This is a genomic window from Stenotrophomonas sp. GD04145, from assembly GCF_029835135.1.
Taxonomy (GTDB): domain Bacteria; phylum Pseudomonadota; class Gammaproteobacteria; order Xanthomonadales; family Xanthomonadaceae; genus Stenotrophomonas; species Stenotrophomonas maltophilia_P.
Genome location: NZ_JAODZG010000001.1, coordinates 213,815 through 227,822, shown reverse-complemented (window position 1 = coordinate 227,822; position 14,008 = coordinate 213,815). Strand labels below are relative to the sequence as shown.

The window sequence follows — 14,008 nt, the reverse complement described above, 5'->3', positions numbered from 1 at the left end:
CGGAATGGAATGGTGACGGAAAATGCTGCTGCCGCATACCGTCCGGACGATGTGAATGCCTGTTCACGCATTGCTGAACACTTCAGCTGCGCAACGCCGCACGAATGCAAACGCCTGTTGAGCCGCGCTGCAGGCCTGCTGGCGTTGCTGCTGCGTGAGGGGTTCCGCATCCAGATGCGCGCGGGTGATCCGCCATTGCTCGGCCACGCCTGCAGGCGAAGGTGCAAGGTGACGGGCGCCATGGCCGGCACCCAGCCCCAGCGCGGCGGCGTACTTGAGCAGGACGGCCGAACCCAGGGCAGAACCCTCGACGGTATACAGCCAACCCAATGCCGACGCACGGGATGCGTGCTGCAGCCTGGGACGCCAGGCATGCGCGCGTGGCAGCGGGGCGCCCATATCCAGCAGATCCTGTTCAACCAGCTGCAGTCGTGCCGTTGCCGGAAGCATCAGCCCGTCCATGTACAGCGGCGCGGCGGCGTGGTGGAAATGCCATTGGACCTGGAGAAAGCGCCCGTAGCGCAATGTGGATTCGAACAGGCGTTGCCCGATCAGGAACGCATCGAGGCTGCCGTGCACCGACCGCGTGGCGTCCCTCAGGTACACGCTCAACGGACTACCGGCAGACTGCTGGCAGCGGGCGGGTGGATCGGAGGACGGCAATGGACTGTGCATCTGCGGCACCCTAGCAGAATCGGTCCGCGGCCCGCACAAGATTTCGCGGTCACTGCATGTGCACTGCACACCCGCTGCACGCCGGTTTCCATAACGTACGCAGGACACTTCCACTGGCGCTCCGTCGTGAACCTGCACACACCCCCGAACACGTCCCACTCCATGCGCGCGATGCCGGACAGCTGCCAGTTCCAGCTGCTGGATGTGGATCTTCTGCAGGACCCCGGCACCCGCCGCATCGTTCACCTGTATTCCATGGTGGCACGCTGCCTGCGCTGCGAGACGGTGTTCAAGGCGGTGGAGGGGCAGGGCCTGGTCAGTATGTCGGCCATCCGCGTGCTGCGCTGCCCGACCGGCTGCGGGCAGCAGTCGCTGAAGGGCGCGACCCTGCGCAGCTGGCAGCCTGCGCCTGAAGCAACCGCCTGAAGCGCGCACCGCCTTACAGGGCCCCGGGGTTGGCCTGCCACACCGCGTAGTTGAGTACGGCGGCGAACCCTACCCACAGCAGATAGGGCAGTAGCAGGATCGCCGCCAGCGTCCGGATGCGCGCGAAGGCAATCACGGTGGCGATGATGAGCGCCAGCAGGGCCAGGATATCCACGAAGGCGAGCGCACCCTGTTTCCATCCAAAGAACAGCCAGCTCCATGCGGTGTTGGCTGCCAGCTGCACGACGTAGAGCACCAATGCCACCATGTTGGGGCGCCGTTCCTTCTCGCGCCAGACCAGCCACGCGGCCACTGCCATCAGCGCGTACAACACCGTCCAGACCGGTCCGAACAGCCCGGCGGGAGGCGCCCACGCGGGCAGCGACAGGGTGGAGTAGAAATCCGATGCCGAGATCGAGGCCCGTGCGCCAAGCGCCGCTGCCACGAAGGTCAGCGTAAGCCAGCCGGCCAGTCCAAGGGCCTGCGTTGTTCGTTTCATCGGGCATCCTCGCGTGGGTCTCGAACCAATACGAACGAGTGGCACGTTTGGATGCAGCGCCGGCCGTCAGTCCCCAGGCGCTTGTTGCGCAGGTGCCGCCGAGGCGGGCAGCAGGGAGGGGCGCTCATCAAACCACTCGCGGGCCTTTGCCAGGTGCCAGCGGCGCTGCTCGCCGTCGAGCTCGAGGCCGGCGCCGAGCACGCCCCAGCGCAGATAGAGATCGCCGCGCTTGTGCTGACCGGGAAGATCGAGGCGGGCGCGGACGGACCACCGGTCATTCTCCGCAGTCAGCTCGTCCAGGGTGAGATGCCCCGGCCGCCAGCGCAGTGCGGTCTGCGCATCGACCTGGCCAGCGTCGAGCAGCGACAGCACCCAGCGCGGATAGTCGCCGCGCTCGGCAAACACCGCCAGCAGGGGCGAGGCATCGCTCATTGCCACGGCGCCACGTGCGTCCACCTGGAACGGCGACTGTGCATCGATGCGCCCGGACTGGATGTCGATACGTCCGCGCCACGGCGTCTTGCGTGCGACACCGGCCATCTGGATGTTGCGCAGCTCGACGGTGCTGCCGGAGACGTCGAAATGGCGGTCAGTGAAGTTGCCGCGGCGCAGGGCTGCATCCAGCTGCACGTCGCCGGCCAGTGACAGCCCGGCGACCTGCGCACGTGCCTGGCGGCCCAGCAGGCGGGCGCTGCCCTGGCCGATGCGACCATTGGTGTCCAGCCGCATCTCGCCGCTCACCTGGCCGGTGCCGCCGAGCAGCCGTACCTGGTCCGTGCCCAGATAGCGGTTGTAGGCCGCCAGGTCCGGAATGGTGGCGTCACTGAAACGCAGGTGCGCGCGCACACCGTTGCGCAGCTCGCGGATACGGCCGTCACCGCTCAGCGTCACCTGCAGATCGCGGCCATCGAACAGCCGTGTGCGCGGCGCGTCCGTCGGGTTGGCAGTGAAGCGGGGCAGGCGTACCGACAGCTCGGCGCGGGTGGGCGATCCGTCCTTGAGCTCACCATGCGCGCTGGCCGTGCCCGCCATCGTCACGCCGGCAATACCGGCAACCGCTTTGGCGGAGGGAATGTCGACCGTGCTGCCCGCCACCAGTTCACCGTTGCGGAGCTTCAGATCCGCCTGCAGGACGCCGCCGCCATCGAGCTGCAGCCAGGGTTTGCGAACGAACAGCGCGGGGATCCAGTTGAGCGAGGTGAAGGTCCACTCGCCGCGCACCGTTCCCGAGGTCCGTTCGATCAACTGGTCGATCTGGCGGAAAGGAATCTCACGGCCAGCAATCCGCAGATCGGCGTCCAGCGCTGCGCCCGTTCCTTCCTTGGGAGGCAGCCGGGCCTGCAGCCGAATGTCGTCGGCGGTGTTGAGCTGCAGGGCCAGAACGCCACGGCCGGGAGCGCCGTCACCGAGCAGCAGGGGCACGTGCCACAGCGCGTGGCTGCCGGGCTGCAGGCGTCCATGGTCCATGCGGATGTCCATCTGCAGTCGCCCCGGCACCGGGGCACTGGCGATCCGCGGCTGCGCCAGGCCGGTATCCAGGCGCAGCCCCTGGCTTCGTGCGTTGACCTCGAGCGCAGCCCGCAACAGGCCCAGTTTGGCCAGGCCGGGCGCCTGGTCGCGGAAATGGCGGGGATAGCTGAAGCGGGACGTGAGTTCTGTGTCCCCCAGCAGCTGAACGCCGTCATAGCTGACGTCGGCGGCATCGAAGCGGACCTGGGAATCGAACAGTTCTGACGGACCGCCGCGCAGTTGCTTGAGGAAACCGACCGTTCCGGCTCCCTTGCCGATGATCAGCAGCTTGCCCAGCCGGGCACTGCGGATGCTGTCGCTATGGATGGCGTTGAAGCGCAGCGTCCACCCGCGGGTGCCGCGGGGGGGCGAGGGGACGACCTGATCGACGCGACTGACGTCGGCCGAAACACCGGTCGCCTGCAGCCGCGGCACCCGGACTTCGCGCCGGAACAGGGGGAGGGGGGCAAGGCGCGCACTGGCACGTTCCGCATGCAGCACATAGACCGTGTGGTTGACGTGGCCGCGCATGTGCACGTTCCAGGCGATCACGTGGCCCGGCACCAGCGTGATCGCCGGGCCCGTGGTCATCACGAACTTCTGCGGCTTGCGGTTGGTGACGTTGTCGAACAGCGGCGTGTTGAGGAAGACGTTGCCCGCCAACAGATAGGCTGCGTAGAGGCCGAGCAGGATGTAGAGCGCTGTGCGCCACCGGCGAGGCAACTGCTTGAGGTGCGCGCGGACTGCTGCCATGAACGCTCAACATGATGACGAACTCCGGCCACTATGGCCGAGTGCCGTGGTTCACCATGTGAAGTGACTGGCGGCGCTGGTGCAGCATGGCCCAGGCGGAAACCGCATGAAGGTGGCGGCGTTCCGCTCGCGCAGGCAGCCGCACTGAACCCTGTGCCGGACCAGCGATGGCTCAGAGCAGCAGCAATGCCCCGAGCAGCGCGGGCGGCATCACCAGTACGCCGATGCGCAGGAAGTCGAGCCCGCTGACATGTTCGCCTTCCCGACGCAGGGCCACCAACCACAGCAGGGTCGCCAGCGAACCGGTCACCGACAGGTTCGGGCCGAGGTCTACACCAATCAGCAGTGCCGCGCGCGTCTGCGCCGGCAGGTCGGCCATCTGCCCCAGTGAGCCTGCGGCCAGGCCCACCGGCAGATTGTTGGCGAGGTTGCTGAGCAGGGCTGCGGCCGAGCCGGCCAGCCACCCGGCCTGGTGGGGTGAGGTGCGGGCAAGGGACTCCAGCGCACTGGCCGCCATCTGTATCACGCCGGTCTGTGCCACGCCTTCGACCAGAACGAACAGACCTGCCACCAGCGGCAGCACGCCCCAGGACACGTTGCGCAGCAGCGGCAGCGGACTCTGGCGCTGGCGAAGGGCGACGGCGACGACGCTCGCGCTGCCTGCGCAGAAGGTCACCAGACCCAGCGGGCCGTTCAACGCCGACGTCACCAGCAGCGCTGAGCCGGTGAACAGCACGCCGTAAGCACTCAGGCGACCGCCAGCAGACAGGGGGCGATGTTCCGGCGCCGGGGCCAGTGGCTGCGCGATCTCGCGGCGGTGCACCCAGCGCAGGACCAGGTAGGTCGCACCGATCGCCGCCAGCGACGGCAACGCGAACTGCGCCAGCCACTGCTGCAGCGGTGGCATGTGCCTGCCATACACCACCAGATTGGCCGGATTGGAGATGGGCAGCACGAAGCTTGCCGCATTGGCGATGAACGCACAGACGAACAGGTAGGGCAGGGGATTGGCGCGGGCCGCCCTGCACGCGGCATAGACCGCAGGGGTCAGCACGACCGCGGTTGCGTCGTTGGAGAGGAATACCGTCACCAGCGTGCCCACCAGGAACACCAGGTCGAACAGCCGCCGCCCGGAGCCCCCCGCGTGCCGCACCGCGTACAGCGCCAGCCAGTCGAACAGGCCCTCCCGCCGCGCGAGCTCTGCCAGAACCATCATCCCAACCAGGAACAGATAGACATCACCGCCTTCGGCGACCGCGCCCAGGACCGTGCCGACCTGCATCACACCGGTCAGCGGCAGCAGCGCCGCCGCCACGACGGCCCAGACATACTCGGGCAGGCGGAAAGGACGGAACAGCAGACCCACGGTGGCGAGCGCCACCGCCGACCAGATGATGGCGGAGGAGTAGGAAGCGAGCATGGGGAGGGGGAGCAGGAAACGCGGCATCATACCGTGTGGGTCGCGCCGCGGCCGCGTGTGCGATGCGCACAAAGGGACTGCCGCGGGAATGATTTGCTGCGCTGCACGGTGACAAGCGGGAACCAGGGTGATTAGTCTGCGCCTCAACGCGATGGTAGCGCTACCAATAGATTCGGGGTTTTGGGTCCAGGGGCTGCCTTCTTTACCGCGTGTTCGTCCTGGCAGGCTTGAAAGCGAGTTTGAGTCGCGGCGCGTCCGGCGCCGGCGATGTTCGGTTTGGAATACGGGCCTCGCCCGTGCGTGCCCCTGGGAGGGGGCGGTACATCCATTCGATCGTATGTCATAGGGGACTTTCATGAGCGCTCGCAGTTTCCGTGCTACTCCAGACCCGAGGACCCGTCCATGAGCCGGACCTTGGCGAAGTTCCGCTCCAGGGCCATGTTCACGTTCGTCGGCGGCGTCCTGGTGATCAATCCCGCCTTCGCACAGGAGGCCTCCACGACCACCGCACAACCGCCTACGGCGCAGACGCAGCCCACGCAGCCTACTCAGCTGGACGCGGTGCAGGTGACCGGTATCCGCAACAGCCTCAGCCAGGCCATGGACATCAAGCGTGATTCGGCTGGCGTGGTGGACGCGATCAGTGCCGAGGATATCGGCAAGTTCCCCGATACCAACCTGGCGGAGTCGCTGCAGCGCATCACCGGCATCTCCATCGAGCGTCGTGACGGCGAAGGTGCACAGGTCACTGCACGTGGCTTCGGTCCGCAGTTCAACATGGTGACCCTCAACGGACGCCAGATGCCTGGTGCCGATGCATTCGGTGCGTCCGGGCAGGTCGCCATCGGTGGCGTCGACGGTGGCACCCGCGCCTTCAACTTCGCGCAGCTGGCCGCCGAGGCCATCAACGGCATCGAGGTCTACAAGACCAGCCAGGCGCAGGTACCCAGCGGCGGCATCGGCGCGACGATCAACATCCTGACCGCGCGGCCGCTGGATCACGAAGGGATCATCGCCAATGCCGGCGCGAAGCTCGTCTCGGACCGCAGCCAGCCGTTCGACAATGATCTGACGCCGGAGCTGTCGGGCATCTTCAGTTACAGCAATCCGGAAAAGACCTTCGGTGTGAGCCTGAGCGCGAGCCAGCAGAAGCGCAAGGGCGGCTCGGTGCAGGCCACGGAGAACTACTGGAACGTGCAGCCGTGGACGGGCTCGATGCCCGGCAACCCGACGGTGGTCAACGCGCCGGAGATCGGCCAGCTCTATGCACGCCCGAACGACCTGCGCTATGCATTCTCGGAGTTCGAGCGGGAACGCGTGAACGGCCAGGCCGTTCTGCAGTTCGCGCCCACGGACAGCCTGACCCTGACCGTGGACTACACCTACTCGACCAACGAGATCACCGAGAACCGTGGCGAGCAGGGCATGTGGCTGCAGAACAGCAACTACACCAACGTCCAGTTCGATACCAGTGGTGCAGTGGCCACCCCGGTCTACATCCGCGAAATCGCCGGCACCAAGGATTTCGGGTTGGAACAGCAGCGCAGCATGCAGGAGTACAAGCTGGGATCGCTTGGCTTCAATGCCGTGTGGAATGTCACCGACCGCTTCAAGCTGAGCTTCGACGCACACAATTCGAAGAACGAGAGTCGTCCGAATGATCCGCTCACCGGCGGCGGCTCGATCTTCATGAGCATTGCCGGCACCAACAACTGTACCCGTGGCCCCCATTGCGGTGGTTCCTGGGTGCAGGAACTGGAGTTCAACAATGGTCTGCCGGTCGGCACCCAGACCTGGTATCCCAGCACGGCAGATGCGATCGCCGGCACCAACGGCGTGGTCAACCCGGGCTTCCAGGAGGGCGAGATCGGCACCCAGGTGCTGCGTGTCAACGCACAGTCGCAGGTGAGCGAGATCAAGCAGGCCCGCGTGGACGGCGAATGGAACTTCGACCAGGGGCGGTTCCAGTTCGGCGTGGATACCAACAAGTCGACCACGCACCGCATCCAGGCAGCCGAGGCCTACTCGACCCTGGGCGACTGGGGCGTGGCCAACGTGAACCGGGATACCGATGCAGGGCTCATGGATCTGCTGCGTCCGGTCAACATCGTCGGCCTGTTCGATGACTACAGCGCCAGCAGCTGGCCCGCATGGCGCGGCAACGCCGGCCAGCTCGCACAGTGGGCGGCGGACGAATATGGCGTGGGACTGGGAGTCAGCCCGCAACGCGCGGCCGACAACTTCGTGGAAGAGAAGACCAAGGCGGCCTACTTCCAGGTGGAACTGGATGGCCAGCTGGGCAGCATGCGCACCAATACCCGGCTGGGCGTGCGCTACGAGACCACCGACGTGGTCTCGACCTCGGTGATCGCCGTTCCCGAGTCCATCGAGTGGCAGGCCAACAACGATTTCCGCATCGTGCTGTCCGACGAGCAGCAGCCCTTCACCGAGAAGGCAAGGTACAGCTACATCCTGCCCAATCTCGATTTCAGCATCGATTTCACCGATGAGCTGAAGGGCCGTGCGTCGTTCGGCAAGAGCATCGCCCGCGCGCCCTACGGCAATCTCTATGCGGGCCCGGGCGCACAGCAGCCGTTCGGATCGGTGCTGATCGATCCGTCGTCGCGCGCGAGCGGCAACGCGCAGAATCCCAGCCTGAAGCCGCTGGAATCGGACAACCTCGACCTCGGGCTGGAGTGGTATTTCGCCGACGCCAGCTATGTGTCGTTGACCTACTGGAACAAGTCGGTCGACAACTTCATCGGCAATACCGTTGTCCAGGAGAGCCTGTACGGGCTGACCGATCCCACGTCCGGCCCGGATGCGCGTGCGGCTCTGGACTTCCTCACCAGTGCAGCCTGTGTCTCCCAGGTCGGTGCTGCCAATGCGGCCGCCTGCTCGGCCAACGACACCTCGCTGTTCACCGCGCTGGCGTTGCTGCGCAACAACCCCGCCGGACTGGCGGCCTACAACGGAACCGACGCGCAGGTGCTGGCCACCGAAGCGGCCTACGATCTGTATGGCCAGGCGGACGATCCGCTGTACCAGTTCAATGTCAACCGCCCGATCAACCAGAACAAGTCCAAGCTGCACGGCTGGGAGCTCGGCGGGCAGTACTTCTTCGGCGACACCGGTTTCGGCGTGCTGGCCAACTACACGATCGTCAGCGGCGACGTCGGCTACAACAATGGCGGCGATCCGGGCATCGACCAGTTCTCGCTCACCGGTCTGAGTGATACCGCCAACGCCATGCTCATGTACGAGAAGTACGGCTGGTCGGTCCGCCTGGCGTGGAACTGGCGCGACCAGTACCTGATCCTGGCCAACCAGGGCGCCAGCCGCAATCCCTACTATGTGGAGGCTTACGAGCAGTGGGATCTGAGCGTGAACTACACGCTGGACGACCACTGGTCGTTCGGACTGGAAGCGATCAACCTGACCGGCGAGGACGTACGCTGGCGCTCGCGCACGTCGCAGATGATCGTGAAGCTGGCTGACCAGAGCCCACGCTACATGCTGGGTGTCCGTTACAAGTTCTGAGTCTGGCGACGGACCCGTCCGGCGCGGTACCGTTGTCCCGGCAACGGTACCGCACGGGCCTGTCCTGACGCAGCACCTGTCGCACGTGCCGGCGGTACCCTGCCGGCCACTGGCCCCGCACCGGACTGGACGCCCTGATGGCCCGCTATGAAATGCTCAACAACATCGCCCATCGGGACCTGAGGGTCGCCACCGGCTTCGGCCCCGAGTTCGGCGACGCCGTGGGCATGGTGCCGGCCTATCCCAGCGAGTTCGCCGAACTGCAGCGGGAATATCCCATCTTCCTGCGCAAACAGGCCGGATCGGGCGAATGGCAGGCCGTCGCCCTGCTCGGGTTTGAACAGCACGAGAACCTGTTCCTGCAGGACGGCCGCTGGAACGCCTCCTATCTTCCGGGAGCCGCAGCGAAGGGGCCGTTCCTGATCGGATTCCAGGAGCATTACGTCGACGGTGTGCTCACCCGGGAGGCGGTGATGCATGTCGATCTGGACCATCCCCGGGTCAACACCGACGCCGGCGAGCCGCTGTTCCTGCCGCAGGGTGGGAACACCCCCTACCTCGACCACATTGCCGGCGTGCTGCGTGGCATCCATGATGGCAGCGCGTTCGGCGCCGCGATGTTTGCAATGCTCGACGAAAGCGGACTGATCCAGCCGGTCACGCTCGATGTGCAGATCACGCAGCATCACCGGGTGAGCGTGAACGGATTGCACGGCATCGACCGTGAGCGCCTGGCGCTGCTGGACGACTCGACGCTGGCCGCGCTGAATCGCGCTGGCTGCCTTGAGGGCGCCTACCTGATGCTGGCGTCGCTGCACAACATGCGCCGCCTGATCGCCGAGAAGCAGCGGCGCCTGCGCGCGCAGGATGCAGCAGCGTCCACGGCCAGGAACTGAGGGCGGGCGATGGGGGCTGCGATGCGGATACTGGAGGGCATCGATCCTGCTGCGCTGCCTCTGGCCTCGCTGGTCGAGGCCGGAGAGCCGGTAGTGCTGCGAGGCATTGCGTCAAACTGGCCGCTGGTCGAGGCTGGACAGCGCTCCACGCTGGACGCGCTGGCCTACCTGGGCGGCGTCGACGCGGGCGTGCCCATCCAGTACTCGTTCGGCGGGCCGGACATCGACGGGCGCCCGTTCTACGCCGCCGACTTCAGCCGGCTGAACTTCGAGGTCCGTCGGGCATCGCTCAGCGAGGTGCTGGACGGGATCGCCTCGACGCTGCATGAGCCAAGACCGCCCACCTACTACGTGGCGTCGCTGCCGGTGGAGCGGGCATTGCTGCCGGCATTCGCACAGGCCAACCAGGCAGGGTTGGCAGGGCAGGGCATCGACGCGTTGGCCAGCATCTGGATCGGCAACCGCGTCACCGCATCGTGCCATTTCGATACCCCCGACAACCTTGCGTGCTGCGCGGTGGGCCGGCGCGAGTTCACGCTGTTCCCGCCCGAACAGATCGACAATCTCTACCCAGGCCCGCTGGATCCCACGCCAGGCGGCCAGGTGGTGAGCGTGGTGGACTTCGAACGTCCCGACTTCGACCGGTATCCCCGCTTCAGGGAGGCCCTGGCGAGTGCACGCAGCGCAGTGCTGGAGCCAGGGGATGCCATCTTCATTCCCAGCATGTGGTGGCACCATGTGCGCAGCCTGGCGCCGTTCAATGTGCTGGTGAACTACTGGTGGCGTAGCTCGCCGGCCTTCCTCGGCTCGCCCCTGCCGGCGCTGCACCATGCGATGTGGGCCCTGCGCGATCTGCCCGCGCGTGAAAAGAAAGCGTGGGAAGCGCTCTTCCAGTATTACGTATTCGGCCCCGGCGAGCGCGCGGGGCAGCACCTGCCCGACGATGCGCGGGGGGATCTTGCACCGTTCGACGAGCAGCGCGCGCGCCGCATGCGCGCGATGCTGCTGGGCAGACTCAACCGCTGAGGGGCACCGTGATCGATACCGCGAGCACAGCAGAAGGGCGCATCCGCAAGGTGGTCATTGCCGGCGGTGGCACCGCCGGTTGGCTGGCCGGATGTGCGCTGTCCCATCAATTCCGCGACCAGCTGGACATCACCCTGGTCGAGTCCGAGCAGATCGGTACGGTCGGTGTCGGCGAGTCCACCGTACCGCCCATCCGCACTTTCCATCACTTTCTGCAGATCGACGAGCAGGAGTTCCTGCGCGCGGTGGCCGGCACGTTCAAGCTGTCGATCTCGTTCGAGAACTGGCGCCTGCCGGGCGAGCGCTTCTTCCATCCGTTCGGCACCATCGGACATGGCACCTGGGCCACGCCGTTCCACCATTTCTGGCTGGACAGCCTCCGCCGCGGGATGCCATCGGACCTGGGCGATTTCTGCCTGGAGAGCGTCGCCTCGCGCGACGACCGCTTCTCGCTGCAGACCCAGCCGCAGCCCAGCTACGCCTATCACTTCGATGCCGGTCTCTACGCCCGGTTCCTGCGCCGCAGAGCCGAGGCGCACGGCCTGCGACGGGTGGAGGGCAGGATCGCCGAGGTCAGACAGCATGCGCATGATGGTTCGGTGCAGTCGCTGGTGCTGGACGACGGGCAGGTCATCGAGGGCGATCTGTTCATCGACTGCACCGGCTTCCGTGGCCTTCTGATCGAGCAGACATTGAAGACCGGCTATGAGGACTGGCACGAATGGCTGCCGTGCGATCGTGCCGTCGCGGTACAGACCGAATCGGTCGCTCCACCGGTGCCGTACACCCGGGCCATCGCCCATGAAGCCGGATGGCGTTGGCATATCGCGCTGCAGCACCGCGTCGGATGCGGGCTGGTCTACTCCAGCCGGCACATGTCCGATGATGAGGCGAGGGCGAAGCTGCTGCGCGACGTGGGCGCACCGCCGCTGCGCGAACCCTGGCAGGTGCCCTTCCGCAGTGGACGCCGTCTGCAGGCCTGGAACAGGAACGTGGTTGCGCTGGGGCTGGCCAGTGGCTTCATCGAACCGTTGGAATCCACCAGCATCCATCTGACGATCAGCGCCGTGGTGCGGCTGATCCAGTTGTTTCCGTTCGATGGGATCGCGGCCTCACTGGTGCAGCTATACAACGAGGTCAGTTGCCAGGAGATGGAACACGTGCGCGATTTCATCATCCTTCATTACCACGCCACCCAGCGCGAAGAGCCGTTGTGGAAGGCGTGCCGCGAGATGGCGGTGCCCGAGTCGTTGCAGCAGCGGCTGCGCGCGTGGCGTGAGCGCGCGCACGCGTGGCAGGACCCCGGCGAGCTGTTCCGGGTCGAGTCGTGGACCAGTGTGCTGCTTGGCCAGGGCATCCAACCGGGCCGCCCGCACCCGCTTGCGCGGGCACTGAGTGACGCCGACCTGCGCACGCTGCTGAAACGCATCCAGCAGCCGGTGCGGCAGGCGGCCACGCAGATGCCATCGCAGGCGGAATTCATCGACCGCTATTGCCGGTCGGGCCCCGAGGTAGGGCACGCGAACAGGGCGGCGTCGTAACAGGTCTGCCTGCAGATGCCGCGACGGCGAGCAGGGTTTTGCATTGCAGCACGCTTTTTCCGCCGCGGCTGGTTACAGTGCGGCATCACGGCGGGCGGCACGCACGCCGTGCAAACGAGGAGGCAGTGCAACAAGGCCTCCTTTTTTGAATGTCAGAAATGGTAGCGCTAACGTTTCGGAGTTCGGAGGCGGTTTCGATGGGTCTGGTTGCCGGTGTCGACGCAGGAACGCAGAGTTTGAAGGTGCTGGTCTACGACCCGGAGGCGCGTGCCGTTGTCGCCCGCACCAGCGCGGCGCTGGAGATGAGCAGCGCCGCCGATGGCAGCCGGGAACAGGTGCCGGCCGACTGGGTGGCAGCGCTGCGCACCTGCTTCGACGGGATTGATCCATCGCTCCGGTCACGCATTGCAGGTCTGGCCGTATCGGGCCAGCAGCACGGCTTCGTGCCGCTGGATGCGGCGGGCGACGTGCTGGCGCCGGCCAAGCTCTGGTGCGATACCAGCACGTCGGCCGAATGCACCCTGATCATGGATGCCGCCGGCGGAATCGACCGGACCATCGCGCTGGCCGGCAATCCGATCCTTGCCGGCTATACGGCCTCCAAGCTGCCGTGGACGAAGACGCATCGCCCGGCAGCCTATGCGCGGCTGGCGACCATCCTGCTGCCGCACGACTATCTCAATTTCGTGTTGACCGGGCAGCGGTTCTGCGAGCACGGAGATGCCTCCGGCACGGGCTGGCTCGATGTGCGCACGCGCACGTGGTCGCAGGCGCTGCTGCGCGCCACGGATCCGGACCGCGATCTTGCCGCCTGCCTTCCCCCCATCGCCCCACCTGATGCGTTGTTCGATATCGACCCCGCGGCTGCCAGCATGCTCGGACTGCCGGTGACGGTGAAGGTGGCGGTCGGCGGTGGCGACAACATGATGGCGGCCATCGGCACCGGCTGCGTCACGGAAGGCCGCCTGGCGATGAGCCTGGGAACGTCGGGCACGTTGTTTGCCTACTCCGATTCACCGGTGATCGATCCGGACGGGGCCTGGGCCGCCTTCTGCTCTTCCACCGGCGGCTGGCTGCCGCTGATCTGCACGATGAACTGCACCGTCGTGACCGAGCAGGTAGCGAGTACCTTTGGTTTCAGTACGCGTGACGGCGATGCCCACCTCGACGCGACGTCGCCCGGCGCTGGCGGATTGGTCATGCTGCCGTTCCTCAATGGCGAGCGCACCCCCGACCTGCCGCTGGGCAAGGGCGTGCTGGCCGGCCTGGACACCCATAACTTCACGCCGGCGCACATTTACCGCGCTGCCATGGAAGGGGCGACCTACAGCCTGAAGTTCGGCTACGACGCGTTCAGGCGCGCCGGCATGCAGTTCGACCGCATCGTGCTTACCGGGGGTGGCAGCAACAGTGCCGCGTGGCGGCAGCTGGTGGCCGATGTGTTCGGACTGCCGGTCGACGTGCCGGTGCAGGCCGAAGGCGCGGCATTCGGTGCGGCGCTGCAGGCCCTGTGGGCCATCGGGCGGTCGCAGGGTGATGCCGCGCCGATCAGCGAGGTCACCGCGCAGCATGTCAGCGTGGACCCGGCACTGTCCGCGCGTCCGGATTCCGGCCGCAGTGCGGCCTATGCCTCCGCCTATTCGCGTTTTCTCCGCCATCTCGAGGCCGTCACGCCGCTGCAGCGCGGCTGAGGTCCGCCTCCCTCCAACATCCCGCACAACGA

The 14,008-nt window shown here is 66.5% G+C and carries 10 protein-coding genes; 6 read left to right on the top strand and 4 right to left on the bottom strand.

The genetic code is table 11. The annotated features are described in order from the left end of the window. Nucleotides 1-63 precede the first annotated feature (63 nt). Nucleotides 64-606, bottom strand: coding sequence for a biliverdin-producing heme oxygenase (locus N7367_RS00985; protein WP_231107782.1), 543 nt, complete (start codon nucleotides 604-606; stop codon nucleotides 64-66). Between the two features lie 240 nt (nucleotides 607-846). Between N7367_RS00985 and N7367_RS00980 the strand changes: the two genes are divergently transcribed. Next, the gene (locus N7367_RS00980; RefSeq protein ID WP_181452142.1) at nucleotides 847-1,101 is read left to right on the top strand and encodes a hypothetical protein; all 255 of its coding nucleotides are present in this window, start codon (nucleotides 847-849) and stop codon (nucleotides 1,099-1,101) included. Between the two features lie 13 nt (nucleotides 1,102-1,114). Here the strand turns inward: N7367_RS00980 and N7367_RS00975 are convergent, their stop codons facing one another. The 3 genes from N7367_RS00975 to N7367_RS00965 all read right to left on the bottom strand — a co-directional run bounded on the left by N7367_RS00975 (nucleotide 1,115) and on the right by N7367_RS00965 (nucleotide 5,282). After that, nucleotides 1,115-1,600, bottom strand: coding sequence for a TspO/MBR family protein (locus tag N7367_RS00975; RefSeq protein WP_128988619.1), 486 nt, complete (start codon nucleotides 1,598-1,600; stop codon nucleotides 1,115-1,117). Between the two features lie 66 nt (nucleotides 1,601-1,666). Then, nucleotides 1,667-3,862, bottom strand: coding sequence for a hypothetical protein (locus tag N7367_RS00970; protein ID WP_279941522.1), 2,196 nt, complete (start codon nucleotides 3,860-3,862; stop codon nucleotides 1,667-1,669). 172 nt (nucleotides 3,863-4,034) lie between these two features. Further along, a complete protein-coding gene (locus N7367_RS00965) occupies nucleotides 4,035-5,282 on the bottom strand; it encodes an arsenic transporter (RefSeq protein WP_053518519.1) in 1,248 nt (415 codons plus the stop codon). 402 nt (nucleotides 5,283-5,684) lie between these two features. Between N7367_RS00965 and N7367_RS00960 the strand changes: the two genes are divergently transcribed. The 5 genes from N7367_RS00960 to xylB all read left to right on the top strand — a co-directional run bounded on the left by N7367_RS00960 (nucleotide 5,685) and on the right by xylB (nucleotide 13,976). Further along, entirely contained in the window at nucleotides 5,685-8,822 is a 3,138-nt protein-coding gene (locus tag N7367_RS00960; protein WP_053518517.1) for a TonB-dependent receptor, read from the top strand. A 137-nt stretch (nucleotides 8,823-8,959) separates the two neighbouring features. Beyond that, complete coding sequence (locus tag N7367_RS00955) at nucleotides 8,960-9,718, top strand: SapC family protein (RefSeq protein WP_263178286.1); 759 nt, start codon at nucleotides 8,960-8,962, stop codon at nucleotides 9,716-9,718. A gap of 9 nt (nucleotides 9,719-9,727) precedes the next feature. Continuing rightward, nucleotides 9,728-10,744, top strand: a complete 1,017-nt coding sequence (locus N7367_RS00950) for a cupin-like domain-containing protein (RefSeq protein ID WP_279941521.1) — start codon at nucleotides 9,728-9,730, stop codon at nucleotides 10,742-10,744. Nucleotides 10,745-10,752: 8 nt separating this feature from the next. Next, nucleotides 10,753-12,285 carry a tryptophan 7-halogenase gene (locus N7367_RS00945; protein ID WP_279941520.1) on the top strand — a complete coding sequence of 511 codons (1,533 nt, stop codon included), beginning with the start codon at nucleotides 10,753-10,755 and terminating at the stop codon, nucleotides 12,283-12,285. Nucleotides 12,286-12,482: 197 nt separating this feature from the next. Further along, on the top strand, nucleotides 12,483-13,976 hold the full coding sequence (gene xylB, locus N7367_RS00940) for a xylulokinase (protein ID WP_279941519.1): 1,494 nt from the start codon (nucleotides 12,483-12,485) through the stop codon (nucleotides 13,974-13,976). Nucleotides 13,977-14,008 lie beyond the last annotated feature (32 nt).